Annotated in this window: 21 protein-coding genes; 13 read left to right on the top strand and 8 right to left on the bottom strand. The window is 70.7% G+C overall.

All coding sequences use genetic code 11. From position 1 onward, the window contains the following. Positions 1-5: 5 nt before the first annotated feature. The 3 genes from OG718_RS18710 to OG718_RS18700 all read right to left on the bottom strand — a co-directional run bounded on the left by OG718_RS18710 (position 6) and on the right by OG718_RS18700 (position 3,989). A complete protein-coding gene (locus OG718_RS18710; protein WP_306937742.1) occupies positions 6-1,499 on the bottom strand; it encodes an ABC transporter substrate-binding protein in 1,494 nt (497 codons plus the stop codon). Between the two features lie 109 nt (positions 1,500-1,608). Beyond that, complete coding sequence (locus OG718_RS18705) at positions 1,609-2,304, bottom strand: HAD family hydrolase (RefSeq protein ID WP_328844639.1); 696 nt, start codon at positions 2,302-2,304, stop codon at positions 1,609-1,611. 59 nt (positions 2,305-2,363) lie between these two features. Next, positions 2,364-3,989 (bottom strand): helix-turn-helix domain-containing protein, encoded by a 1,626-nt coding sequence (locus OG718_RS18700; protein WP_328844638.1) that lies wholly within the window; start codon positions 3,987-3,989, stop codon positions 2,364-2,366. A gap of 171 nt (positions 3,990-4,160) precedes the next feature. Here OG718_RS18700 and OG718_RS18695 point away from each other — a divergent pair, with 171 nt between their 5' ends. Both OG718_RS18695 and pruA read left to right on the top strand, forming a co-directional pair. Then, positions 4,161-5,087 (top strand): proline dehydrogenase family protein, encoded by a 927-nt coding sequence (locus OG718_RS18695; protein WP_143640595.1) that lies wholly within the window; start codon positions 4,161-4,163, stop codon positions 5,085-5,087. An 85-nt stretch (positions 5,088-5,172) separates the two neighbouring features. Further along, the gene (gene pruA, locus OG718_RS18690; protein ID WP_143640596.1) at positions 5,173-6,804 is read left to right on the top strand and encodes an L-glutamate gamma-semialdehyde dehydrogenase; all 1,632 of its coding nucleotides are present in this window, start codon (positions 5,173-5,175) and stop codon (positions 6,802-6,804) included. A 154-nt stretch (positions 6,805-6,958) separates the two neighbouring features. Here the strand turns inward: pruA and OG718_RS18685 are convergent, their stop codons facing one another. Together OG718_RS18685 and OG718_RS18680 are read right to left on the bottom strand one after the other, a co-directional pair. Next, a complete protein-coding gene (locus OG718_RS18685; RefSeq protein WP_328844637.1) occupies positions 6,959-8,872 on the bottom strand; it encodes a glycoside hydrolase family 97 protein in 1,914 nt (637 codons plus the stop codon). Positions 8,873-9,025: 153 nt separating this feature from the next. Continuing rightward, complete coding sequence (locus tag OG718_RS18680) at positions 9,026-9,973, bottom strand: NADP-dependent oxidoreductase (RefSeq protein ID WP_143640598.1); 948 nt, start codon at positions 9,971-9,973, stop codon at positions 9,026-9,028. Between the two features lie 102 nt (positions 9,974-10,075). Between OG718_RS18680 and OG718_RS18675 the strand changes: the two genes are divergently transcribed. Together OG718_RS18675 and OG718_RS18670 are read left to right on the top strand one after the other, a co-directional pair. Further along, the gene (locus tag OG718_RS18675; protein WP_143640599.1) at positions 10,076-10,615 is read left to right on the top strand and encodes a GNAT family N-acetyltransferase; all 540 of its coding nucleotides are present in this window, start codon (positions 10,076-10,078) and stop codon (positions 10,613-10,615) included. A gap of 309 nt (positions 10,616-10,924) precedes the next feature. Beyond that, a complete protein-coding gene (locus OG718_RS18670; RefSeq protein WP_260695433.1) occupies positions 10,925-11,053 on the top strand; it encodes a hypothetical protein in 129 nt (42 codons plus the stop codon). Positions 11,054-11,142: 89 nt separating this feature from the next. Here the strand turns inward: OG718_RS18670 and OG718_RS18665 are convergent, their stop codons facing one another. Then, positions 11,143-12,726, bottom strand: a complete 1,584-nt coding sequence (locus tag OG718_RS18665) for a purple acid phosphatase family protein (protein ID WP_143640600.1) — start codon at positions 12,724-12,726, stop codon at positions 11,143-11,145. Between the two features lie 142 nt (positions 12,727-12,868). Between OG718_RS18665 and OG718_RS18660 the strand changes: the two genes are divergently transcribed. Both OG718_RS18660 and OG718_RS18655 read left to right on the top strand, forming a co-directional pair. Next, complete coding sequence (locus OG718_RS18660) at positions 12,869-13,912, top strand: 3-isopropylmalate dehydrogenase (protein WP_306937736.1); 1,044 nt, start codon at positions 12,869-12,871, stop codon at positions 13,910-13,912. Between the two features lie 254 nt (positions 13,913-14,166). Next, positions 14,167-15,255, top strand: a complete 1,089-nt coding sequence (locus OG718_RS18655; protein ID WP_143640602.1) for a branched-chain amino acid aminotransferase — start codon at positions 14,167-14,169, stop codon at positions 15,253-15,255. A gap of 64 nt (positions 15,256-15,319) precedes the next feature. On the opposite strand, the gene OG718_RS18650 is transcribed toward OG718_RS18655, so the two are convergent. After that, positions 15,320-16,762, bottom strand: coding sequence for a cytosine permease (locus tag OG718_RS18650; protein WP_328844636.1), 1,443 nt, complete (start codon positions 16,760-16,762; stop codon positions 15,320-15,322). 151 nt (positions 16,763-16,913) lie between these two features. Here OG718_RS18650 and ureA point away from each other — a divergent pair, with 151 nt between their 5' ends. The 7 genes from ureA to cimA all read left to right on the top strand — a co-directional run bounded on the left by ureA (position 16,914) and on the right by cimA (position 23,895). After that, on the top strand, positions 16,914-17,627 hold the full coding sequence (ureA, locus tag OG718_RS18645; RefSeq protein ID WP_328844635.1) for an urease subunit gamma: 714 nt from the start codon (positions 16,914-16,916) through the stop codon (positions 17,625-17,627). Further along, positions 17,624-19,351, top strand: coding sequence for an urease subunit alpha (locus tag OG718_RS18640; protein WP_328844634.1), 1,728 nt, complete (start codon positions 17,624-17,626; stop codon positions 19,349-19,351). The genes ureA and OG718_RS18640 overlap by 4 nt, the downstream gene beginning before the upstream one ends. Positions 19,352-19,383: 32 nt before the next feature. Continuing rightward, positions 19,384-20,424, top strand: a complete 1,041-nt coding sequence (locus tag OG718_RS18635; protein WP_328847790.1) for an agmatine deiminase family protein — start codon at positions 19,384-19,386, stop codon at positions 20,422-20,424. Between the two features lie 96 nt (positions 20,425-20,520). Beyond that, the gene (locus tag OG718_RS18630) at positions 20,521-21,015 is read left to right on the top strand and encodes a hypothetical protein (RefSeq protein ID WP_143640606.1); all 495 of its coding nucleotides are present in this window, start codon (positions 20,521-20,523) and stop codon (positions 21,013-21,015) included. Between the two features lie 53 nt (positions 21,016-21,068). Continuing rightward, complete coding sequence (locus OG718_RS18625) at positions 21,069-21,617, top strand: TetR/AcrR family transcriptional regulator (RefSeq protein ID WP_260695468.1); 549 nt, start codon at positions 21,069-21,071, stop codon at positions 21,615-21,617. After that, positions 21,614-21,979 carry a TolB family protein gene (locus tag OG718_RS18620; protein WP_328844633.1) on the top strand — a complete coding sequence of 122 codons (366 nt, stop codon included), beginning with the start codon at positions 21,614-21,616 and terminating at the stop codon, positions 21,977-21,979. Before OG718_RS18625 ends, OG718_RS18620 begins: the two co-directional genes overlap by 4 nt. Before the next feature lie 275 nt (positions 21,980-22,254). After that, entirely contained in the window at positions 22,255-23,895 is a 1,641-nt protein-coding gene (cimA, locus tag OG718_RS18615; RefSeq protein WP_143640609.1) for a citramalate synthase, read from the top strand. A gap of 253 nt (positions 23,896-24,148) precedes the next feature. Here the strand turns inward: cimA and OG718_RS18610 are convergent, their stop codons facing one another. Further along, a complete protein-coding gene (locus OG718_RS18610) occupies positions 24,149-26,026 on the bottom strand; it encodes a ricin-type beta-trefoil lectin domain protein (RefSeq protein ID WP_328844632.1) in 1,878 nt (625 codons plus the stop codon). Positions 26,027-26,078: the final 52 nt, after the last annotated feature.

Genomic DNA, 26,078 nt, shown 5'->3' with positions numbered 1-26,078 from the left:
GAACGTCACTTGACGTACGTGTCCGCGGTGATCAGGGCCCGCTCGCGCGGGTCGTGCTCGACGTCCACGACACCGGCCGCGTCGCCCTGGATCACACGCTCGTGCAGCATCGGGATCGCGGCGTCGGTGGCCAGCACCGCGGCCTCCGCCTCGACGACGGCCCGGCGGCGCGCGTCACCGGTCTTCGTCCCGGCGGCCTTCTCCAGGGCCGTGTCGACCTTCTTGTCGGACAGCTGCGAGATGTTGAAGGAACCCTTCGATCCGAAGTCGCTGTAGAGGTACGCCGCCGGGTCGCCCGAGTCGAGGACGGTCGCCCGGGACAGGATGAAGGCGTCGAACTCGCCTGCCAGCGCGTCGGATTCGATGTTCGCGTACTCGCGGACGTCCAGCTTCACCTTGAACCCGGCCTTCTGGAGCTGCTGTTGCAGCGTCTGGGCCACCTCCGGCAGTTCGGCGCGGTCGGTGAACGTACCGATCGTGATCGTCTTCCCGTCCGGATCACCGGACTTGGCGTGCGAGACCGGCTTGCGCAGCTCGGCGGCCCAGGGGAGGGCCGGGCCGAGCAGGCCCTTCGCGACGTCCGCGCGGCCCTCGTACACGCCCTTGACGATCGACTCGGCGTCGAGGGCCTCGCGGGCGGCGGCCCTGAGGGAGGCGTCCTTGAACGGGCCGCTCCCGGTGTTCAGGTACAGGGTGTTGGTGCGCGGCATCGGCACCTCGGTGACCAGTTCCTTGTCGAGCAGCGCGGCCTGCGACACCGGAACCGCCTCGACGACGTCGGCCTCGCCGCTGCGCAGGGTGGCCGCGCGGGCGGTGCCGTCCGGCACGAACTTCACGTCGATACCCGGGGACTTGGCCGTGTCGCCCCAGTAGTCGTCGTAGCGGTCGAGGGTCGCCGACGACGTGCCGTTCACCTTCGTCAGCTCGAAGGGGCCGGTGCCCGCGCCGACCGGGCTGACGGTCTTCCCGCGGTACGCCTTCGCCGCCAGGATCGACAGCTGCGGCGAGCTCAGCCGCTGCGGGACGAGCGGGTCCTCGGTGCCGGTGGTGACGGCGACCGAGTCGCCGTCGGCCTTCACCGTCAGGTCGACGCCGTCGAGGATGCGCGGCTTGGGGGAGGCGGTCGCGGCCTTGGTGAGCGACCTGACGACGGACTCGGCGGTGAGCTTCGTACCGTCGTGGAAGGTGACGCCTTCCCGTATCCCGAACGTCCAAGTCCGGCCGCTCTGCTGCCACTTGGTGGCGAGAGCGGGCTCGGCGTCGCCGTCCGCGTCGAGTGTCACCAGCGTCTCGGCGGTCGACCAGCGCGACAGCTTGAACGCGTCGTCGGACAGTGGTGACAGCCCGGAGCGCGGCGGGTTCATCATCGCGATGCGTACGCGCTTGCCGTCGCCGCCCGCGGAATCGTCCGAGGCGGATTCCGAGAAACACCCGGTGAGCAGCAGGGCGGAGGCCGCGGTGACCGCGGACAGGGGGAGAAGACGGGCGGACAGGCGCACGGAGCACTCCGGGTAAAGGGATGGTCAATGGAGACGTGGCGCCGACCGTAGCATGATGACAATCGTTTTCAGTAGTGGCGTCCGAATCCCGACCATCGCCCGGTGGCTGTCACACCCCTCCCGGGGTGTCCGGTGTCCCATCGTCCCGGGCACCGCCGCCGTGCTCGACGACGTGGGTGAGGGCAGACGCGGCGTCGCCGGTGATGTGTGTGGGCCGGAACGTCTCGTCGGTCCACGGCCGGCCACCCGACACCCACACGCTGCGGACCCGGCCGAGTCCCCTCGCGCCGCCGACGTCGGCGTGCGCCGAGTCCCCGATCACCCAGGCCCCGTGCAGGGACGTCCCCACGGCGGCCGCCGCCGCACGGAAGATCTCCGGCGCGGGCTTCTTGCACCCGACCGCCTCGGAAACCACCCATCCGTGGACGATCCCGTCGAGCCCGGTGCCCCGGATCTTCGCCTCCTGCTGCACGACACGGCCGTTGGTGACGATCACGCATGTCCATCCGGCGTCGACAGCCGCCCCGAGCGCGACGCGCGTGGCCTCGGCCAGTACGACACGGTCGGCGGCGCCCCGGTCGAGGAAGTCCCGGACGGCGGCCCCTGAGACGGCCCCTCCGTACCGCTCGGCCATGGCCCGGGCAACGTCCTCCCTCGGCGTATAGCCACTGGCGTCGACGGACAAGAGCCACGCGAGGTCGTCGACAGGGAGCGCGTTCTCGTCGAGGAAGGCCGACGACGCCTCCCGGAAGGCGGAGTCGCGGTCGACCAGGGTGTTGTCGAGGTCGATCATCAGGAGGGGCATGGTCGGGAGTAGAGCATGAGCCGTGTGGCGCGAGCGGACGGATTTCGTGAGCCCGGCGGTTAGAGACGCCGCGCCTTGAGCCCCATGTGCAGGAGCAGGCGGTCCTCGCCGTCGTCCAGGTCGAGGCCGGTGAGCTGTTCGACGCGGGAGAGGCGGTAGTAGAGGGTCTGGCGGTGGATGCCCAGTTCGGCGGCGGTGCGGCCGGCCTGGCCCGCGCAGTCGAGGAACACCTCGGCGGTGTGGGCGAGTTCGCGGTGGGCGGGGGCGAGGAGAGGGCGTACGGCGAGGTCGTGCGAGGCGGTCGGCGGCAGCGACGTCAGCAGGCGGTACGGGCCGATGGACGACCAGTGCGCGACCGGGCCCAGCCGGGGCTCGGCCAGCGCCGCGCGGGCGGCGGCCGATGCCTCCTGCCAGGCGGTGCCGAGGTCGGCGAGTCCGGAGTGCGGGACGGCGATCCCGGCCGCGATCCGGGCGGGGCGGGGGGCGTGCGGTTCCGGGGCCTGTCCGGCTCCGACCGCTCGGGGGCGGCCGGGGGGTGGCGTACGCGGGGCGCTCCGCGCCTGGTCCGACGGCTGGGCCGCCCGTCGGGATCCCTCCGCCTCCTGAGCCGCCCGCCCGGATGCCTCCGCGGCTCGGGCCGTCCGCGTGGATGCACCTGTGCCCTTGACTGTCCGGCCGGACGTTCCTGTCTCGGGGTCTGTCCGCCCGGCACTCCCTTCCCCCTCGTCCGCCCGCGCGGCTTCCGCCTCGCCTGTCCGATCCGGCGGCCGGTCCGCCCCGGCGTCCTGGTCCCGGCCCTGGTTCGGTGGCTGCGCCGGGCCCCGGCCCCGGGTGGCGCCTGTTTGCTGGTGAGCCCCAGGAGGGCCGGGCTCGGCCGGGGAGGACTGTGGGCGCGCTGGTCCCCGTACCCCCTCCGCCCGCTCCAGCAGGCGTGCCGCCGCCGTGGTCGCCGGGGTGAGGACCTCCGGTGAGCGGAGGCGGACCAGCAGGGCCAGGCTCTGGTCGGTGGGGCCCCAGGGGAGGGCGCAGACGGCGGTGGCGGACGGGATGGTGCGGACCGACGGCGCGTCGTCGGGGTGGGACGAGGGCCAGGGAGCCACGCAGACCATCGTGTGGAGGCCCTCGCCACGGGCGCCGAGTTCCGTGTGGAGTTCGGCCAGTGCCATGTCGCGCTGCCAGCCGCTCTCGGCGGTGAGGACCGCGCGCAGCTCCCGGCTGAGGTCCGCGCCCGCCTGGGCCTCGTCCGCCAGGAGGGCGCCGATGCGCGGGGTTACCTCCATCGCCGCGGAGAGCTGCTGGTCGGTGGGACCCGGATCGTCCGACAGCAGCCATACGTACCCGAGGACGACACCCCGGTGGCGTACGGGGAGGCAGACGCGGCCCCGGTAGACGCCGGCCTCGGGGGTGGGCGGGATACGGACCGGCGCCGTGGCGCGGGCGATGCCGAAGCCCTCGAACCAGGTGCGGACCGCCGAGGTCGAGCGACGCGTGAGGATCGAGCGGGCGCGTACGGGGTCCAGCGCGGAGGCGTCCAGCTCGCCCTCGCTGTCGTACGCGCCGAAGGCGATCAGCTCGAAGTCGCGGTTCTCCAGCGTCGCGGGGGCGCCGAGGAGCTCCGAGATCTCGTCCACCAGCTCCTGGTATTCGCCCTTGGGATCCGATGTCACCCGGGCATTCTCCATCATTTCCCCGCGGCTTCATACATCTGTCTGAGATCCAGGGCACGGATGCGTGACAGCTGTCGATGGTCGACGATCGGAGGGATCCTTAGGTTTCACGGTGGTTCTTCGTGCCGTACCGGGACGCCGTACAACGGTGGGTACGGCCTTCCGCCGGCCTTGTTGTGGAGGTGCCCCGTGCTGGGTCCCGTGATTCTCGCCGCGTCGCGCAGCGACCGGATGCGTCGTCTGATCTCGGCGGCCCCGGTGACCAGGCCGGTCGTCGACCGCTTCATCCCCGGCGAGTCCGTCGACCAGGTCGTACCGATCATCCAGGACCTCACGGCCAAGGGCCTCGAGGTCACCATGGACGTGGTCGGCGAGGACATCACCACGCCGGAGCAGGCGACGCTCGCCCGTGACGCGTACCTGGAGCTGATCGACCGCCTCAAGCAGCTGGAGCTCGGAGAGCGCGCCGAGATGTCGGTGAAGCTGTCCCTCTTCGGGCAGGCGCTTCCCGGTGGCCACGAGATCGCTCTCGCCAACGTCCGCCCGGTCGTCGAGGCCGCCGCCGCCATCGGTACGACGGTCACTCTCGACGCCGAGGACCACACCACCCTCGACTCGATGTTCGCCATCCACGAGGAGCTGCGGAAGGACTTCCCGGAGACCGGCTGCGTCATCCAGGCCTACCTCTTCCGCACCGAGGCCGACGCCCGCCGCCTCGCCGACAGCGGCAGCCGCGTACGGCTCGTGAAGGGCGCCTACAAGGAGCCCGCCGAGGTCGCGTACCAGCAGAAGGCCGAGACCGACAAGGCGTACGTGCGCATCCTGCGCATCCTGATGGAGGGCGAGGGGTACCCGATGATCGGGTCCCACGACCCGCGCCTCATCTCCATCGCCCAGGAGCTGGCCCGGCGCGCCGGCCGCAAGCCCGACGAGTACGAGTTCCAGATGCTGTACGGGATCAGGAGCGACGAGCATCTGCGGCTCGCCGCCGAAGGCCACCGGATGCGTGTCTACACCGCGTACGGCACCGACTGGTACGGCTACTTCATGCGGCGCCTCGCCGAGAAGCCGGCCAACCTCCTCTTCTTCGGCCGCTCGATCCTCACCAAGAGCTGAGAAACAAGAACCGGAACCGAGAACCGGAACCGAGAACCAGGGCTTGAGCCCCGAGAACACCGCTCACTAAGGAGTTACGGAACTTATGGACGCTGTGACCCAGGTCCCCACCCCCGTCAACGAGCCGGTGCACGGCTATGCCCCCGGCTCTCCCGAGCGCGCCCGCCTGGAGTCCAAGCTCAAGGAGCTCGCCGAGAACCCGGTCGACCTGCCGATGACCATCGGCGGCGAGAAGCGGATGGGCGGCGGCGACCGTTTCGACGTCGTGCAGCCGCACAACCACAAGGCCCGCCTCGGCACGTACGCGAACGCCACCCAGCAGGACGCCCAGGACGCGATCGACGCGGCCCTCGCCGCCGCGCCCGCCTGGCGCGCGATGTCCTTCGACGACCGCGCCGCGATCATCCTGCGCGCCGCCGAGCTGCTGGCAGGACCGTGGCGCGAGACGCTCGCCGCCTCGACGATGCTCGGCCAGTCGAAGACCGCCCAGCAGGCCGAGATCGACTGTCCCTGTGAGCTGGTCGACTTCTGGCGCTTCAACGTCAAGTACGCCCGTGACCTGCTCGCCGAGCAGCCGCCGGCCAACTCGCCGGGCGTCTGGAACCGCCTCGACCACCGCCCGCTCGAAGGCTTCGTCTACGCGATCACGCCGTTCAACTTCTCGGCGATCGCGGGCAACCTGCCGACCGCGCCCGCGCTGATGGGCAACGTGGTCGTGTGGAAGCCGTCCCCGACGCAGACCCACGCGGCCGTCCTGCTCATGCAGCTGCTGGAGGAGGCCGGTCTTCCCAAGGGCGTCATCAACCTCGTCACCGGTGACGGCATCGAGGTCTCCGAGGTCGCCCTGGAGCACCGCGACCTCGCCGGCATCCACTTCACCGGCTCGACCAGGACCTTCCAGTACCTGTGGAAGACGGTCGGCAACAACATCGAGAAGTACCGCACGTACCCGCGCATGGTCGGCGAGACCGGCGGCAAGGACTTCGTCGTCGCGCACCCGAGCGCCGACCCGGCGATCCTGAAGACGGCCCTCACCCGCGGTTCCTTTGAGTACCAGGGCCAGAAGTGCTCGGCCACCTCGCGCGCGTACGTCCCGGCCTCCATCTGGAACTCCGGCTTCAAGGAGGAGTTCGCGGCCGAGATCGACGGCATCACGATGGGTGACGTCACCGACCTGTCGAACTTCATCGGCGCCGTCATCGACGAGCGCTCCTTCGCCAAGAACAAGGCGGCGATCGACCGGGCGCACGCCGACCCGTCCTGCACGGTCGTCGCGGGCGGCACCTACGACGACTCGGTCGGCTACTTCGTCCGCCCGACCGTCGTCGAGTGCACGGACCCGGCGAACGAGGTCTTCACGACGGAGTACTTCGGCCCGTTCCTCGCGGTGCACGTGTACGAGGACGACCAGTACGACGAGATGCTGGCCCAGATGGAGTCGGTGTCGGACTACGCGCTCACCGGCTCGGTCATCGCGGGCGACCGCGCTGCCGCCGCGTACACGATGGAGAAGCTCCGCTACGCCGCGGGCAACTTCTACATCAACGACAAGTCGACCGGCGCCGTCGTCGGCCAGCAGCCCTTCGGCGGCGGCCGCGCGTCCGGCACCAACGACAAGGCGGGCGCCCCGCAGAACCTGATGCGCTGGACCCTGACCCGCGCCATCAAGGAGACCCTGGTCCCGCCGACCGACTACCCCTACCCGCACATGGGCTGAGACGTCCCCGCACACGGGCCGACGTCTCACGGAACCGCCCCCGCCCCGGACGCATCCCTCCGGGCCGGGGGCGGCGTGCGTCTTGCCGACGTACCGTGGCCCTGCCTCCGCGTGGAGACAGGGCCACGGTGGACGTGCCGGTGGATGTGCCGTGTCAGCGGTCGCAGGTCGTGCGGCCCGGGTGCCAGCGGCAGGCCAGCGCGGCGAAGCCGCCGTCCGCCACGACGGGCACCGTCAGCGAGGTGCCGCCGCGGACGACGTGTGGTTCGCGGACCAGGCCGGACGGGCCGTCGGTCACGGTCTCGACGAGCCACTTGCCCGTGCCGAGACGCATGGGCACGTCCACGCTGTGGGCCGCCCCCGCGAACGTGCCGCCGATGAACCAGCGGCCGTCGGGCGCGCGGCGGGCCAGGACGGCCGAGCGGCCGGGATCGCCGGTCAGCAGCCTGGTCTCCTCCCAGCCGCTGGGCAGTTGCTCCAGGTAGCGGCGGGCCTCCGGGCGGGCCTCGTACGACTCCGGGGTGCCGGCGAGGTTCTGGATGCCGGACTCGTAGAGGACGGTCAGGCCCAACTCGCCCGCGTCGGAGCCGACGTTGGGGCGGAACGGGCGGTGGAAGGCGCCCGGGGTGAAGTCCATCGAGCCGATGACGTTGCGGGTGTAGGGGAGTGCGGCCAGCTGCTCGGGCGTGTTGTTGCGCTTCTCCTCGCCGCCGACGCCCTCCAGCGTCATGACGTGCGGCCAGGTGCGCTGGATGCCCTTGGGGATCGTGGAGCCGTGGAAGTTGACCATCAGGTGGTGCTTCGCGGTGGCCGGCAGGATCTCGTCGTACCAGGCCATCCGCTCCTGGGACTCCGAGTCCATGAAGTCGATCTTCACGCCCCTGACGCCCCAACGCTCCAGCGTGGAGAGCCACTTCTCCCGTTCGACGGGGTCGACGAGGAGCGAGTAATGGAGCCAGACCTGGATCTCGACGCCGCGTTCCTTGCCGTAACGCACCAGCTCCGGCATCCAGTTGTTCGTCTGCCAGTCGGGATCGATGACGTCCCACTCGCCGGGCTTGTAGTACCAGCCCGCGTCGACGACCTCGTACGGCCAGTCGCGCTGGGCCGCGTAGTCGACGTACTTCTTCTGCGCCTCCAGGCTCTGCCCGGCCTCCTTGCCGCCGGCGAGCCAGGTCCACAGGGCCGGGCCCGGCTTGATCCAGGAGGTGTCGCGGACACGGGACTTGGGGGCTAGGTCGTCGGTGAACGTCGACTCGGTGACGGTCGACAGGTCGCCGGTGACCACCGCGCGCCAGGGTGTGGTGAGCTTGCCCGACACCTGGATCGGCTCGTCGTTCCACGGACTCACGCCGAACGTGGGAGAACCGGCGGCGTGCGTGAGGTGGGAGCCGGCGTAGCTGCCGGTCAGGTCCGACTCGGCGACCAGGGCGTAGCCGCCGTCCGTCTTGAAGAGCGCCTGCATCGAGTACGTGCCCGCCGGTACCGCGGCCGCCGACTGGTAGCGGACGAAGGGGAGTTCGTTGTCCCGGCGGTAGGCGCTGATGACGGGCTCGGTGGTGGTCGGGAAGGTGAAGGCGGAGGCCTCGCGTACGACGTCGCCGTGATCGTCCGGCAGGACGTAGCGATACGCGACGCCGTCGGCGGCGACGCGGGTCAGCAGGTCGATGCGCGCGCCGTCCGCCGTACGGAAGCGGAAGCGGGACTCGGTCATACGGACAGCCCGCTGGTGCGACTTGCCCGTCGGGACGGTGTAGCGCTCCGAGATCGTGCGGTCGGAGCGGCGGGTGAGGGTCAAGTTCCGGGAGAAGTCGGCCTGTTCCGTGACGAGGCCGACGGGGGACGGTTCGAGGACCGTACGGCCGGCGCGACTGATCGCCAGGGACGGGCTGCCGTCGGCCGGGTCGAGGGAGACCACGGCCGTGGGGGAGCCGTGGGGGCCGCGCACCTCCCAGGACGTGTGCGGGGCGGGCGCCTCGGCGCGGGCCGGAAGCGTCGCCGCGGTGGTGGCAAGGAGTGCGGAACAGAGCGTCAACACGATGGTGCGGGCCCGGGGTTGGACCGCCATGTGGAACCCCTCCTGTCACAGTCATCCGATGACTGGTCGATGAATGTGAGAGTGGAGGGGGCTTTTGGGCATGTCAAGGAATCTGACAGCATCAGACATCGGATTGCTGATGAGTCATTCAGTAAGAGGGGATCACTCGGGACGGTACGAGGTTCACTCCGGGAGGCTGAGGACGATCTTGCCCTTGGTGTGTCCCGCCTCCCCCAGTTCATGGGCCTTGGCCGCCTCCGCGAACGGCAGGACCGCGTCCACGTGGATACGTACCCGGCCGCCCGCCAGCAGCGAGGCGATCTTCGCCAGACGCATGCCGGACGGTTCCACCCGCACGACCGCGAAACGCATCCCGCGCGCCTCGACGTCCTCGGCCGACAGGCCCGTGTCTCCGGGCAGGGCGGACAGCAACAGGCCTCCTGGATGCAGGGTGTTGAGGGTGCGCGGACCGTAGTCGCCGCCGATCAGGTCGAGGGCGACGTCCATGTCCCGTACGGCCGTGGCGAAGTCCGTGTCCGTGTGGTCGACCGGCTCGTCCACACCCAGGTCGCGCAGGAACTCGTGCTTGTCGGCGCGGGCCGTACCGACGACGTACGCGCCCTCCGCCTTGGCGATCTGCACCGCCGCGTGACCGACGCCGCCCCCTGCCGCGTGGACCAGCACCCGGGTGCCCGGGCCGACCTGGGCCAGATCGACCAGCGCCTGCCAGGCGGTGAGGGTCGCCGTGGGGGCGGCCGCCGCGTGGACGTGGTCCAGGGTCGACGGCTTGGCCGCGAACTGGTCGGCGGGGGCGGCCACGTGCTCCGCGTACCCGCCGCCCAGGACCTTGCCGAAGACCTCGTCACCGGGCCGGAACCTGGTGACGCCCGCCCCGGCCGCCTCCACCACACCGGAGACGTCGCCGCCGAGGACGAACGGCGGTTCCCCGAAGAGCGGCGCCGCGCCCGAACGCACCAGCCGGTCGACGGCGTTGACACCCACCGCGCGCACCCGCAGCAGAATCTCCCCCGGACCGGCGACAGGCCGCTCCCGTTCCTCGATCTCCAGAACCTCAGGACCGCCGAAGCGATGCTGGGTGATCACACGCGTACGCGGAAGTGCGGTGGTCATCGGGTCTCCCTCCCGAAGCCGGTTTCACGGACCGCTCGGCCCCCATGGTGCTCCCACGGCCAGGCTTCCGCAGCCCGCGGGATCAGGACGAATACTTGAGGGATGACCATCCGACTGCGCACCGCCCACACGGCGGACCTCGCTCCGGCCGAACTCCGCGCCGCCCGCGCCCTCCTGGACGACGCGTTCGAGGGGGACTTCTCCGACGAGGACTGGGACCACGGGCTGGGCGGGGTGCACGCCCTCGTGCACGACGGTGCCGGACTCGCCGCCCACGGCTCGGTGGTCATGCGCAGGGTGCTGCACCGGGGCCGCTCCCTGCGCACGGGGTACGTCGAGGCGGTCGCCGTCCGCGCGGACGTACGCCGGACCGGCCTCGGCGGGCAGATCATGGCCGCCCTGGAAGGGGTCGTCGACCGCGCGTACGCCCTCGGCGCGCTCTCCGCGAGCGAGGCGGGCGCCGCCCTCTACACGGCCCGCGGCTGGCAGGTCTGGCCGGGCCGGATCTCCGTCCTCGGCCCGGACGGCATCGTGCGCCTCCCCGACGAGGAGGGCACCACCTTCGTCCGCCCCGCCTCATCCGGCCCCCTCGACCCGTCCCACGACCTGGCCTTCGACTGGCGCGACGGCGACGTCCTCTAGAGACGACCTCCAGGGGCGTCCTCCGGGGATGCCCTCCAGAGAGGCAAATACAGAAAGCGCAGGTCAGCGCGGTGTGACCCAATCCGCCGTCTCAGATAGTAGGAAGTCCGACTAACTGTGGAGACAGATGCGCGGTCCTCGCCTAGCTTTGTAGGAGCCGAACGTCTCGCTAGACCAAGCGAATGGCGGTCGTGAGCCGGAGCCCCTGGCAGGCAACCCCTGCGGCACCGCTCCCCGCCCCATCCGGCGTCTCGTAATCCCTCATCGCACTTCCGGCGGCCGCTGCCGGAGGCAAGGAGTCGATTCATCATGGCCGAGACGACCGCCCGCCGAGTCCGTCACGTCTCCCGTTCGAGCGAGTCCGACCGCAAGAACGCCGCCGCCGCGCTCCAGCGCGCCCTCGACCGCAGGGACAACGGCGGCTCGACCGGGCACTGAGCCCGGTCCTGCCTCACCTGCACGCCTCACTTTCACGCCTCACCGATGGAAGCCGGGAGCCGCGCCCGCACGAGGTGCGGCGCGGGGCCTCACGCCCCGCGCCGCACCTCGAAGTAGTCGATGCGCTCGCCGCCCTGCGCCAGCGCCGACACCTTGAGCTTCGGGGCCGCTCCCGCCACCGCCTCCACGGAGAGGAAGGAGTAGCCGGTGTACCGCACCCTCGACCACTCCACGGTGTCGGGGTTCTGGTCCTTCGACTTCGTCCAGTGGAACGTCTCCACGGACTCGCGGTCGGCGATCTTCCCCTCGTAGCTGTCCTTCACCCCGGCGGGGAAGTGGTAGAGGCTCTTGCCCGCACCGCCCGCCGTGACGTACACGATCCCGTCCCGCGTCGGATCGGTCGACGCACCGACCGGCACCCGCCTGCCCACCTTGCCGCCCTTGATGGCGTCGGTCCGCTCGTAGACGTGGTTGTGCCCGTTGATCACCAGGTCCACCTGGTGCTTGGTGAACAGCGGCAGCCAGGCGTCGCGCACACCGCCGTCCGAGGCGTGGGTCGACGTCGAGTACGTGCAGTGGTGGAAGAAGACCACGATGAAGTCGACCTGCTTGCGCAGTTCACCGAGCCGCGTGTCGAGCCAGGCGGTCTGCCGGCCGTTCGAGTAGCCCTTGTTGGCGGGGATCTCGTAGGACACGTCGTTCGCGTCCAGCGCCACGACCCCGACGTTGCCGTACGTGAACGAGTAGACGCCGGGGGAGTTCTTCGCGTCGAAGCCGTTGTCCGGGAGGGCCCAGCGCGCGGACTGCCCGCCGTACCCGTTCGGGGAGTACCACGCCTCCATGTCGTGGTTGCCGGTCGTCACCATCCACGGGACGGACTTCGCCACCGGCTCGGTCTGCTTGAGGAACAGGTCCCAGGTGGTGGGCGAGTAGTAGTCCGACTTCTTGCCGTGTCCCGTGTCGTCGGCGTAGCAGATGTCCCCCGCGTGCAGATGGAAGGACGGCTGCCGGCCGAGGATCAGCCGGTCGTTGGCGAGCGCGTCCGGGGTGACGCCCTGGTCGCCGAACGCGGTGAACACGAACGTCCCGGGGCGGGCGGGCGCCGTGGTGAACGAGCCGACCGTGGAATGCCGCTGCTTGGACGCCGGGTCGAAGCCCTCGTGGCCGACGCCGTAGTAGTACGTCGTGCCGGCGCGCAGGCCGTCGAGCGCCGCGTGCAGGTAGTACTGCTCCACCGCGAGCCGCTGCCCCTCCACCTCCGGGGTGTGCAGGTCGCGGACCTCGGCCTCGATCTTCCGGCTCAGCTCCCACGGCTTCAGCCCCACGCGCACGTACGGCTTCTTGACGGGAAGCGGCACCTGCCACGAGATCCGCATCTGGGTCTTCGGGTCCGCGCCGAAGGCGAGGTGGCGGCCGAAAGGGGTGACGACCTTGCCGTTCACCCGGCCGGTGCCGGTGGGCGTGGACGTCGCGGACAGGGGCGAGGCCGTCCGGCTCGCCGTGTCCGTACCGGAGCCCGGGCCGGAGCAGCCGGTCAGCAGACCGCCGGCCACCGCCCCGGCGGTCACCAGGGCGCGGCGCCGCGAGTGCTTCGTCCGCAGGTACTCGTACTGCTCCGCCATGCTCATCCGGCGTGCGAGCTGCGGCGGGATGCCGACGTCGGGAGTGTCCATGATTCTGAACTTCCCAGCGTGTCCCAACAACCGCCATACGTACGGGTGAACGGGAGCCGACAGATTGATGCGCGGCCATCCGGTGGTGTCCGTATCGCGGACTCCCGATGTCATCCCGTGGGACGAGGAGTAGGGTGCCGACATGTCTCGCAGCCTCAATCTCGCAGTGATCCCCGGTGACGGCATCGGCCAGGAAGTCGTGGCCCAAGGCCTGAAGGTCCTCTCGGCCGTCCTCCCGCAGGATGTGAAGCTGGAGACCAAGGAGTTCGATTTCGGCGCCAAGCGTTACCACGCGACCGGTGAGACCCTCACCGAGGCCGACCTGGACGCCCTGAAGAAGCACGACGCCATCCTGCTCGGCGCGATCGGTGACCCGAGCGTGCCGTCCGGTGTGCTGGAGCGTGGTTTCCTGCTCAAGCTCCGCTTCGCCTTCGACCACCACGTCAACCTGCGTCCGTCGAAGCTCCTTCCGGGTGTCGCCACCCCGCTCGCCGGCCAGCCGGAGATCGACTTCGTCGTGGTCCGCGAGGGCACCGAGGGCCCGTACACGGGCAACGGCGGCACCATCCGCAAGGGCACCGAGCACGAGGTCGCCACCGAGGTCTCCGTGAACACGGCCTTCGGTGTGGAGCGCGTCGTCCGTGACGCCTTCGCCCGCGCTCAGGCCCGCCCGCGCAAGAAGCTCACGCTGGTCCACAAGAACAACGTGCTGACCTTCGCGGGTCACCTGTGGACGAACGTCTTCAACAAGGTGGCCGAGGAGTTCCCCGAGGTCACCACGGACTACATCCACGTGGACGCCGCGACGATCTACCTCGTCACGGACCCCGCCCGCTTCGACGTGATCGTCACCGACAACCTCTTCGGCGACATCATCACCGACCTCGCCGCGGCCGTCTCCGGCGGCATCGGTGTTGCCGCCTCCGGCAACATCAACCCGAGCGGCGAGTTTCCGTCCATGTTCGAGCCCGTCCACGGCTCGGCCCCGGACATCGCAGGCCAGGGCAAGGCCGACCCCAGCGCCACCGTCCTGTCCGTCGCCCTCCTGCTGCGTCACCTCGGCCACGAGTCCGAGGCCGCGCGCATCGAGGCCGCCGTCTCCGCCGACCTCGCGGAGCGCGTCGGCAAGCCGGCCCGCAGCACCGAGGAAATCGGCGACGCGCTCGCCGTACGAGTAGCCGGCTGACCCGCCGCGCCACTCGAAACTCTCGAAGCCGCCGGGTCTCTCAAACACCCGGCGGCTTTTCTATGTCCCCGCCGGGTGTCACCATCATCCTCTGGGTCGCATTCACGCCCTTTTCGTCCATGGCCCCGCACGCGCGATAATCGAACGCGGAGCCGCGGAATGAGGGAATGCTCGGACGTCCTAACACCGGCCACTGGCAGGTACAGGCGTGAGCGCGGCCCGTCACACACGAAACCGGTGAAGGACAACCACTCATGACGACGCCCACGATCGAGCTCAAGCCCTCGGCCTCGCCACTTTCCGGCGCGGAGCGCGAGGCCATCCTCGCCAACCCCGGGTTCGGCCGCCACTTCACCGACCACATGGTGACGATCAAGTGGACCGAGGGCCGCGGCTGGCACGACGGCCAGCTCACGCCGTACGGACCGCTCTCCCTGGACCCGGCGACCAACGTCCTGCACTACGCGCAGGAGATCTTCGAGGGTCTGAAGGCCTACCGGCAGCCCGACGGCTCCGTCGCCACCTTCCGCCCGGACCGCAACGCCCTGCGCTTCCAGTCCTCCGCCCGTCGCCTGGCGATGCCCGAGCTGCCCGTCGAGACGTTCATCGAGGCGTGTGACGCGCTGGTCCAGCAGGACAAGGCATGGGTGCCCGCGCACGGCGGCGAGGAGTCGCTCTACCTGCGCCCGTTCATGATCGCGAGCGAGGTCGGCCTGGGCGTGAAGCCCGCCAACGAGTACCTCTTCCTGGTCATCGCGTCCCCCGCCGGCGCGTACTTCCCGGGCGGCGTGAAGCCCGTCTCGATCTGGCTCTCCGAGGACCGCGTGCGCGCCGTCCCCGGCGGCATGGGCGACGCCAAGACCGGCGGCAACTACGCCGCGTCCCTGCTCGCCCAGGCCGAGGCCGCCTCGAAGGGCTGCGACCAGGTCTGCTACCTCGACGCCGTCGAGCACAAGTGGGTCGAGGAACTGGGCGGCATGAACCTGTACTTCGTGTACGGGGACAAGATCGTCACGCCCACGCTGACGGGCTCCATCCTGGAGGGCGTCACCCGCGACTCGCTCCTCTCGGTCGCCCGTGACCTCGGCTACGAGTCCGAGGAGTCCCGCGTCTCCATCGACCAGTGGCAGCGCGACGCCGAGAACGGCAGCCTGACCGAGGTCTTCGCCTGCGGCACGGCGGCCGTCATCACCCCCGTCGGCACGGTCAAGCGCTCCAGCGCCGAGTGGCAGCAGTCCGGCGGCGAGCCCGGCGAGGTCACCCTCAAGCTCCGCCAGGCCCTCCTCGACATCCAGCGGGGCGTGACGAAGGACCAGCACGGCTGGATGCACAACCTGGGCTGAGGCTCCGGCTCGGTAGTTACGTTGCGTGAGGCCCGCCCCCTGTGTCGGGGGCGGGCCTTTCGCGCTACTGGGAGACCGAGGCCCGCCGGGTCTCCGTCCCCGACGCCTCCGAAGGCACCGGAGCCTGAGGCGACCGTGCCGTGAGGGTCAGATACGCGGTGCCTCCCACCAGCCCCGACAACAGGAAACTGCAGTCCACCCCGCCGGTCAGGGCCAGCAGCGGCCCCTCGTACGACGGCAGGGACACCGCGAGCAGTCCGGTGACGGCGCCCAGGCACCACGACAGTGTGGCCGGGATGTTCCAGCCGGCCGAGTACCAGTAGATCCCGCCCCGGGAACGGCGGTTGAAGACCTGGAGGGCGTCCGGGTCGTACATGCCGCGGCAGCGTACGAAGCCGATGAGTGTGATGACCGCCCATGGCGTGCCGACCGCGGTCAGCAGCAGCACGAAGGACGTCATCGCGTCCTGGGCGCTCGACGCGTAGTGGCCGACGAAGACGCAGGCCGTGGCCACGACGGCGACCGTGTACGTGGCCCGGGTGCGGGAGGCGCGCGGGAGGATCGCGTCGAGGTCGAGGCCCATCGAGTAGAGCATCAGACCGGCGTTGCCGACCGACCCGGCGGAGGCGGCGAGCAGGAGCGGGACCAGGTACCAGGTCGGGGCGGCGGAGACCAGCGGGCCCGCGTAGTCGAGGGCCGCGCGGGCCGCGTACGCCGTGAAGGTGCCGAAGAGCTGGGGGATCAGGAGCCCGGCGGTCAGGCCCAGCCAGGTCGCGTGCAGGACCGTGCGGGAGGAGTGCCGGGCGGGTGAGATGTAGCGCGTGTAGTCGCCGAGCAGCGTGATGAACGCGACCGGGCCCGAGAGACCCGCGGCCACCGCCGCCAGCAGCCACGTCGGCCAGAAGCCACCGAGCAGATAGCCGCCCGCCTCCGGCAGCGCGGAGGTCGTGAAGTGCGGCGCGTACGCGAACACCCCGAGGACCAGCAGAGCCGTCATGCCCACGGCCAGGACCCGGGACATGCCGAGCAGCACTCGGTAGCCGTACACCGCGCCCGCCACGGTTGCCGCCGAGAGCAGGGCGTAGACCAGCGCGTACGAGAGGTCCGAGGCCGGCAGTCCGAACAGGCGGTGGAGCACGCCCACCATCACGTCGCCGCCGATCCACACGGTCAGGGCCGTGTAGCCGAGGGCGAGCAGGAGCCCGACGACCGAGCCGACGAGCCGGCCCCGGACGCCGAACTGGGCGCCGGACGACGTCGAGAGGTTCGTCGCCGTGCGCAGGGAGACCAGCGCCAGCGGAGCCGTGAGCGCCGTGCCGACCAGCGTGCCCACGACGACCGACGTCACGGACGACCACCAGTCAAGGCCGAACGACGGCGGCAGCCAGCCGAAGATGATCACGCCGAGGCAGAGGTTCGAGCCGAGCAGGATCGACACCAGGTCCCGCGGACCGCTCGTCCGCTCCTCCTCCGGGATGGTGTCGACTCCGTGTTGTTCCACCGGCATGGCAGGTCTCCTTCGATGGCCACTTGCGTCCCGCACTTTAGAGCGACGTTCAATGTGCCCGGTTCGAATTCGCCCGTCAATGGTTCCACTCCAGGAATGACATGGTTAGAGTGATGCTCTAAATCGTGTGGACGCAAGGAGGTGTCGTGGCGTGAGACTGACCCCCACGGAACGTGACCGGCTGCTCCTGTTCGGGGCCGCGGAGCTGGCTCGTGCCCGCCGGGCACGCGGCCTTCGGCTCAACGTTCCGGAGGCGACCGCGCTCATCGCGGACACCGTCTGCGAGGCCGCGCGCGACGGGCGACGGCTCGCCGAGGCCATCGAGGCGGCCAGGGCGGTGCTCGGACCGGACGACGTGCTGCCGGGTGTCGCCGACGTCGTGACCGAGGTGCATGTCGAGGCCGTCTTCGACGACGGATCGCGGCTCGCGGTCGTGGCCGACCCCATCGGCGGCGGACTGGGGGAGCGGGCCCCCGGTGCGTTGCTGCCCGGGCCCGTGCACGCCGAGCCCGAGGCGGTCGTGCGGCTCGCGGTCACCAACACCGCCACCGTGCCCGTCTCCGTCACCTCCCACTTCCACTTCTTCGAGGCCAACCCGCGGCTCGACTTCTCACGCGTGGACGCCTACGGGATGCGGCTCGCCGTGCCCGCGGGGTCGTCGGTGCGGTTCGGGCCGGGCGAGCGCGTCGAGGTCGGGCTCGTACCGGTCGGGGGCGAGCGGATCGCGATCGGGTTCGCCGGGCTCGTGGACGGCCCGCTGGACGCGCCGGGCGCGCGGGAAGAGGCCCTGCGCAGGGCCGTCGCCTGCGGATATCTGGGAGCCGCGGCTCCAGGGGGCGAGTCTCGGCGGGGAGCGACACGATGAATCCGTACGAGTACGCCGCCACCCACGGCCCCCGGGCCGGCGACCGCGTCCGCCTCGGCGACTCGGGGCTCACGATCCGAGTCGAGTCCGACGCCCAGAAGTACGGCGACGAGTTCCTCGCCGGGTTCGGCAAGACCGCGCGCGACGGGCTGCACCTCAAGGCCGCGGCCGTCCGTGAGACCTGTGACGTCGTCATCAGCAACGTGGTGGTGATCGACGCGGCGCAGGGGATCCGGAAGGTCTCCATCGGCATCCGCGAGGGGCGGATCTGCTCCATCGGCCGGGCCGGGAACCCCGACACCCTCGACGGCGTCGACGTCGTGGTCGGCACGGGTACGTCCATCGTCTCCGGGGAAGGGCTGATCGCCACCGCCGGAGCCGTCGACACACACGTCCACCTGCTGTCGCCGCGCGTCATGGAGGCCTCACTCGCGTCCGGCGTGACGACGATCGTCGGGCAGGAGTTCGGTCCGGTGTGGGGCGTCGGCGTCAACTCGCCCTGGGCGCTGCGGCACGCGTTCAACGCGTTCGACGCCTGGCCGGTCAACATCGGCTTCCTTGGGCGGGGTTCGTCCTCGCACGAGGCACCGCTCGTCGAGGCGCTGGCCGAGGGCGGGGCGTCCGGCTTCAAGGTCCACGAGGACATGGGCGCCCACACCCGCGCGCTCGACACGGCCCTTCGGGTGGCCGAGGAGTACGACGTCCAAGTCGCCCTGCACAGCGACGGGTTGAACGAGTGCCTGTCCGTCGAGGACACCCTGCGCGTCCTCGAAGGCCGCACCATCCACGCCTTCCACATCGAGGGCTGCGGCGGCGGTCACGTGCCGAACGTGTTGAAAATGGCGGGAGTCCCGAACGTCATCGGCTCCTCCACCAACCCCACCCTCCCCTTCGGCCGGGACGCGGTCGCCGAGCACTACGGGATGATCGTCTCCGTCCACGACCTCAAGACCGATCTGCCCGGCGACGCGGCGATGGCCCGCGACCGGATACGGGCCGGGACGATGGGCGCCGAGGACGTCCTGCACGACCTGGGCGCGATCGGCATCACCTCGTCGGACGCGCAGGGGATGGGGCGTGCGGGCGAGACCGTGCGCCGGACGTTCGCGATGGCCGGGAAGATGAAGGCGGAGCTGGGGCCGCTGGACGGGGACCAGCCCCGAGGCCCGGGCGGCTCGGCCGGCTTCGGCGGCTCCGGCGACTCGGGCGACGACAACGCGCGCGTCCTGCGCTACATCGCCAAGCTCACCATCAACCCCGCCATCGCGCACGGCCTCGCCCACGAGGTCGGCTCCATCGAGACCGGCAAGCTCGCCGACATCGTGCTGTGGCGCCCCGAGTTCTTCGGCGCGAAACCGCAGCTCGTGCTCAAGTCCGGCTTCCCGGCGTACGGAGTCGTCGGCGATCCGAACGCGGCGACCGACACCTGTGAACCCCTGGTCCTCGGACCGCAGTTCGGGGCGCACGGCACCACACCCGCGGACCTCTCCGTCGCCTTCGTGGCGCGGGCCGCGCTCGACCAGGGCAACGACAGCATGCCAACACGCCGCCGCCGCGTGGCCGTTCGCGGCACCCGCGGCATCGGTCCCGCCGACCTGCGCCTCAACTCCCGTACCGGCACGGTCGATGTGGATCAGCGCACCGGCCTGGTCACCCTCGACGGCGACCCGCTGCGCTCCGAGCCGGCCGACTCGGTCTCCCTCAACCGCCTGTACTTCCTGTGAGAAACCCCGACGAGGACCCGATGACGATCCCGATGGAACAGCCCGCCGCCGACGGTTTCCGCATGCCCGCCGAGTGGGCCCCGCACGAGCGCACCTGGATGGCGTGGCCGGGACCCAACCACACCTTCGACACCCCGGACGACCTCGCCGGGTCGCGCGCGGCGTGGGCGGCGGTGGCCCGAACGGTCCGGCGCTTCGAACCGGTGACCGTGGTGTGCGGTCCGGGGCAGTCCGCGGCGGCCAGGGAGCTCCTCGGCCCGGACATCGACACCGTGGAACGCGAGCTGGACGACGCCTGGATGCGCGACATCGGCCCCACCTTCCTCACCAATGGAAGGGGCGAACTCGCCGCCGTGGACTGGACGTTCAACGGCTGGGGCGCCCAGGACTGGGCCCGCTGGGAACACGACGCCAAGATCGCGGCGTACGTGTCGGACCTGGCCGGGGCACGGACGTACGCCTCGAAGCTCGTCAACGAGGGCGGTGCGATCCACGTGGACGGCGAGGGCACGGTGCTGCTCACCGAGACCGTGCAGCTCGGCCCGGAGCGCAACCCGGGCTGGACCAGGGAACAGGTGGAGGCGGAGATCCATGCCCAGCTCGGCACCCGCAGGGCCATCTGGCTGCCGCGCGGACTGACCGGCGACTATCCCCCGCACGGATACGGGACGCTCGGACACGTCGACATCGTCGCCGCCTTCGCCCGGCCCGGAGTCGTCGTCGCACACTCCCAGCCGGACCCGGCACACCCGGACCACGAGGTGTCGAAGGAGGTCATCGGGCTGCTCAGGGCGCAGACCGACGCGCGCGGCCGCCGGATCGAGGTCGTCGAGGTCCCTGCCCCCACGGTCCTGGAGGCGGACGGCCACTGGGCCGACTACTCCTACATCAACCACTACCTCTGCAACGGCGGAGTCGTGCTCTGCGGCTTCGACGACCCACGCGACGAGATCGCGGCCGGGATCTTCCGGCGACTGTTCCCCGAGCGGACGGTCACGCTGGCCGACGCCCGCACGATCTTCGCGGGCGGCGGCGGCATCCACTGCATCACGCAACAGCAGCCGAGGACCTGATGGCGACAGGAGCGGACCGACCGGATCACTGCGAACCGGGCGGTGGCCCACCGCATCCACCACGACTCCCTGGGAGCGGTCAGGTAGAACGTACGGGTGAACGTACTGTTTTGTGCCGCCTGCGGGCGCCGGCTGACCGAGCCTGTCCGGCAGCTCGACGAGATGCCCGAGTACCCCGGCTGGGACGGCAAGCCCGACGCGGAGGGGCGGCGGCACGGTCCGGCGAGCGTCCCGCGCGGCACGTATGTGGTCGATCCGCAGCCGTTCGGGGCGCCCTTCGAACCGTACGAGGGGGACGAGGACGCGTACGACGGGATCGTGCCCGGCGGGATGTGGATGTCCGACGAGCGGGGCTCGCTCGTGTCCGCCGGGCCGCGCGGCACCTACGTCCTGCACCCGCTCGACGTCGTCGAGCTGGACTTCCACCCCGACATGTCCCGCCTGGGCGGCTGCTGCGGCGCGAGCCCCTACGAGGGCGTCAACCGCGTCTGCTCCTGCGGCGCCGAGATCGCTGTCGAGGCCAGTGACTGCTCGGGCGGCTACGAGACCCGGCTCGTCCCGGACGCCGTCCGTGCGGAGGCCGTCGCGTGACGACCCGTCGGCGCAATACCGCCCCGCCCCGCGAGGACGTCCTCGCCGTGGCGATGGACATGATCGCCGAGAGCGGTCTGGAGAAGCTCACCATGGCGGCGCTCGGCCGCGAGGTCGGCATGAGCAGCGGTCACCTCCTCTACTACTTCCACTCCAAGGACGAGCTGCTGCTGCGCACCCTGGAGTGGAGCGAGGGGCGGCTCGGCGCCGAGCGCGGCCGGCTGCTCACCCGGGCGGCTCCGGCGCGCGAGCGCCTCGACGCGTACGTGGACCTGTACGTGCCCGACGGTCACCGCGACCCGCACTGGACCCTCTGGCTGGAGGTCTGGAACCGCTCGCAGAACGCCGACGAGGACGCCCGCGAGCGACAGGCCGCGATCGAGGGAGCCTGGCACCGGGACCTGGTGGCACTGCTGGCGGAGGGGGTGTCGCGCGGGGAGTTCCGCCCGGTGGACCCGGACCGTTTCGCGTCCCGGCTGAGAGCCCTCCTCGACGGCTTCTCCATCCACGTGGCGATCGGGCTGCGGGGGACGGACAGGGAGCAGATCCTGGCCCACGTACGGGAGTTCCTGGACGAGTCGCTGGCGCGCTCGGACACGTGAAGGACCTCCGCACCGGCGCCGTCGAGCGTCTCGACGACGAGCAGGCGCCCGGCTACGACACCGGGCGCCAGCCCGCGATCAGCGCGGACGGTCGCTATGTCGTCTTCGCCGCGAGCCGCTCGGAGGGCTCCTCCGAGCACGACCAGCACGCCCGGGTCTATCGCGTCGACCGCAGGACCGGCACTGCCGTCCGGCTCAGCCAGGCACCCGATCCCGGGCGGTGGCGATCGGTCACCAACCTGTCGATCAGCGCGGACGGCACTCGCGTCGGCCTCGGCCGACCTGGTGCCGGGAGACACCTGGGACGGCCAGCACGTGTTCGTCCGCCACCTGCGGTGATCAACCGAGTGCTCGCATCCTGAGACGGACGGTGAGCGCGGGGGCGGTATGTGCCAGACTGCCTCCGTGCTCTCGTTCGCCACGATTATTGGCAGCAGGCGCGCCGGTCCGCAGTGACCGCACCGTACGACCACGTACGGGCGGCCACCGTCGTCCTGACCCGCGCGCAGACCTCTCGCACCCGCGAGAGGTTTTTCTGTTTCCTGGCCCACCTTTAGCCGGGACCGGAGCGCGAGAGATCATGGACGGTGGAGCCGGTCATTCCGGTAGACCGAATCCGATACAGGAGCCTCAAGAGATGACGGACGCAACCGACGAGAATCGCGACTCCTCCCGTCGCGGCCCCTCCCGAGTCGACGACGCCTTCCACGTCTTCGACACGACGCTGCGCGACGGTGCGCAGCGAGAGGGCATCAACCTCACCGTCGCGGACAAGCTGGCCATCGCACGGCACCTGGACGACTTCGGCGTGGGCTTCATCGAGGGTGGCTGGCCGGGGGCGAACCCGCGCGACACCGAGTTCTTCGCCCGTGCCCAGCAGGAGATCGACTTCAGGCACGCCCAGCTCGTCGCCTTCGGTGCCACCCGCCGGGCGGGCGGCAAGGCGAGTGAGGACGCGCAGGTCAAGGCACTCGTCGAGTCCGGCGCGCCCGTCGTCACGCTCGTCGCCAAGGCCCACGACCGGCATGTCGAACTGGCGCTGCGCACGACCCTCGAAGAGAACCTGGAGATGGTCCGCGACACCGTCTCCTACCTCCGCTCCCAGGACCGGCGCGTCTTCGTCGACTGCGAGCACTTCTTCGACGGCTACCGCGCGAACCCGCAGTACGCGAAGGCCGTCGTCCGGGCCGCCTCGGAGGCCGGCGCCGACGTGGTCGTGCTGTGCGACACCAACGGCGGCATGCTGCCCGCCCAGGTCCAGGCCGTCGTCGCCACCGTCCTCGCCGACACCGGCGCGCGCCTGGGCATCCACGCCCAGGACGACACCGGCTGCGCCGTCGCCAACACCCTCGCCGCCGTCGACGCGGGCGCGACCCACGTCCAGTGCACGGCGAACGGCTACGGCGAGCGCGTCGGCAACTCCAACCTCTTCCCCGTGGTCGCCGCACTGGAGCTCAAGTACGGCATGAAGGTCCTCCCCGAGGGCGCGCTGTCCGAGATGACCCGTATCTCGCACGCGATCGCCGAGGTCGTGAACCTGACCCCGTCCACGCACCAGCCGTACGTCGGTGTCTCGGCCTTCGCCCACAAGGGCGGCCTGCACGCGTCGGCCATCAAGGTCGACCCGGCCCTGTACCAGCACATCGACCCCGAGCAGGTCGGCAACACCATGCGGATGCTGGTGTCGGACATGGCCGGCCGCGCCTCGATCGAGCTCAAGGGCAAGGAGCTCGGGGTGGACCTGGGCGGCGACCGCGAGCTGATCGGCCGGGTCGTCGAGCGGGTCAAGTCGCGCGAACTCAAGGGCTACACGTACGAGGCCGCGGACGCCTCCTTCGAGCTGATGCTCCGGGAGGAGGTCGAGGGCAAGGCCCGCAAGTACTTCGAGGTCGAGTCCTGGCGCGCCATCGTCGAGGACCGCCCCGACGGCAGCCACGCCAACGAGGCCACGGTCAAGCTCTTCGCCAAGGGCGAGCGCATCGTCGCCACGGCCGAGGGCAACGGCCCGGTCAACGCCCTCGACCGCTCCCTGCGCGTGGCCCTGGAGAAGATCTATCCCCAGCTCGCCAAGCTGGAGCTCGTCGACTACAAGGTCCGCATCCTGGAGGGCAAGCACGGCACCCAGTCCACGACCCGGGTCCTCATCTCCACCTCCGACGGCACGGGGGAGTGGTCGACGGTGGGGGTCGCCGAAAACGTGATCGCGGCCTCGTGGCAGGCACTCGAGGACGCGTACACGTACGGACTGCTGCGCGCGGGTGTGGAACCGGCGGAGTAGCCGACCGGGGGTTTTCTCGCCCCCGCCGCCCCTACCCGTCCCGTCCCTTCTGGGGGGCTGCCGCCCCCAGACCCCCGCTGATCGGCCTGAACGGCCTCGTCCTCAAACGCCGGACGGGCTGAAGGTGTCGGCCCGGGCTGCGAAATCTTCAGCCTCTCCGGCGTTTGAGGAGCGGGGGTTCGGGGGCGGAGCCCCTGAGTAAGTGACGGGAATGGGTAGGGGCGGCGGGGGCGAAAAAAGGTCCCGCGGCCCCCTACCGCAGCTGCCACTTCTGGTTGGCGGCCCCCGTGCAGCTCCAGATCTGCCCCCGCGCCCCGTTCGCCGACGAGTTGTCGCTCACGTCCAGGCACCTGTTCGCGGCCGTGTTCACGACGTCACCGGTCGAGGCGTTGTACGACCAGCGTTGCGCGCCCGAGCCGTTGCAGTCGTAGAGCTGGACCTTGGCCCCGTCGGAGACGGACGCGCCGGTGACGTCGAGGCACTTCCCCAGGGCCCGGACCGAACCGTCCGCGGCGACCGTCCAGTTCTGCGCGCCCGAGCCGTTGCAGTCGTAGAGCTGGACCGCCGTGCCGTTGGCCGACGAACCGCCCGCCACGTCGAGGCACTTGCCCGCGAGCCCGACGAACGACCCTGCCCGCTCGCCGCCGCCCGACTGGGTGCCGGACCAGGTGAAGGTCGCCGACGTCTTGCCGGGGAGCGAGTAAGTGGCGTGCTGCGAGCCCCAGTTGATCGTCACGGTCTTCGCCGCGCTCGCGTCGTTGTACGCGATCAGCGCCTTCGAACCGTCCGTGTTGCGCCAGGCCACGTTCGGCACCGACGAGCTCGCCGTGGAGGCGATGCGCTGGGCTCCGGGGCGTACGAACTTCGTCAGGTGGCCCATCGTGTAGTACTCGACGGTGTAGTCGACCTGGCCGTGCCGGGAGTCCCCGTTGTGCACGGTGATCAGACCGTCGCAGGTGCCGCAGCCGCCGTTGTGCGGGCCGCGGTTCTGGTCCACGGCCAGCGACCACTTGGTCACCGACTTCGCCCAGTTGCGGGTGTAGTCGATGATGTTGAGCATGTCCTCGCGCTGCTGGTTGGCGATCCAGGTGCCGCCCGAGTGCTCGGTGCCGAAGGCGTCCAGCTGCGGATACCGGTTGTGCACGGTGGTCTGCTTGGCGACGTCGCCGCCGTAGCCGTGCCAGGCGATCCCGCCGAAGTTCGGGTGCGAGCGCACCGCCGCGTCGTCGACGGTCTGGGCGGCGTACGCGTCGTACGTGTCCCAGTTCCAGTCGTGCGCCAGCACCTTCGTGGCCAGGCCCGCGCCCTGGAGCCCCGGCAGCAGCTCGCTCTTGGTGAAGTACGCGAGGCCGGAGCCGTTCCAGCTCATGGAGGGGTAGCCGGAGCAACAAGTCGGCTCGTTCTGGGCCGTGACGTAGTCGACCGGGACGCCCTGGTCGCGCCACGCCTGGAGGTACTTCACGAAGTAGTTGGCGTACGCCCCGTAGTTCTCGGCCTTCAGCCAGCCGCCGTTGAGCTGCCCGTTGTCCTTCATCCAGGCGGGCGCGGTCCACGGCGACGCCATCAGCGTGAGGGACGGATTGAGCTGCCTGGCCTGCCGGGTGAGCGGCAGCACGTCCTGGAGGTCGTGGGCGATCGAGAACTCGGAGAGGTCCGGGTCGGTCTGCCCGGCCGGCACGTCGTCGTACGTGTAGCCGAAGCGGGCCAGGTCGGAGCCGCCCATCGGGTTGCGGAGCAGGGAGAGTCCGATGCCCTCGGTGGGGGAGAACAGCTTGCGCATGGTCGCGTCACGGGTCGCCTGGGTCAGGGCACCGCTGCCGTCCATCAGCCAGGCCGCGGTGTCCGTGAAGGACGCGCCGCCGCCGGAGAACGACTGGTAGCGCGTGTTCTCGTCCACGGAGATGTTCTCGCCGCTGCCGCCGCTGCCGGCCTGGAACGCGAAGGGGGCCTGCGCCTGCAACCCCCGCACGACGTGCCGGCCGCCGGTGTCGTCCGTCGTGGTGAGCCAGGCCGTGACCTGCTCGCCCGCGGCCTGCGCGGGCGTGGCACCGACGGCGGTCAGCCCGGCGGTGGTGAGCAGCCCGGCGAGGAGGAGCCGGGCCACCCGGAGGGGTCTTCTGGGGGTGTTCATGGTGCGCCGCCCTTCTGGAGGTGGGGGATGTGGGCGTGCGAGGCGTGAGTAA

The organism is Streptomyces sp. NBC_00258 (assembly GCF_036182465.1).
GTDB lineage: Bacteria > Actinomycetota > Actinomycetes > Streptomycetales > Streptomycetaceae > Streptomyces.
This window is presented reverse-complemented; position numbering and strand designations above follow the sequence as displayed.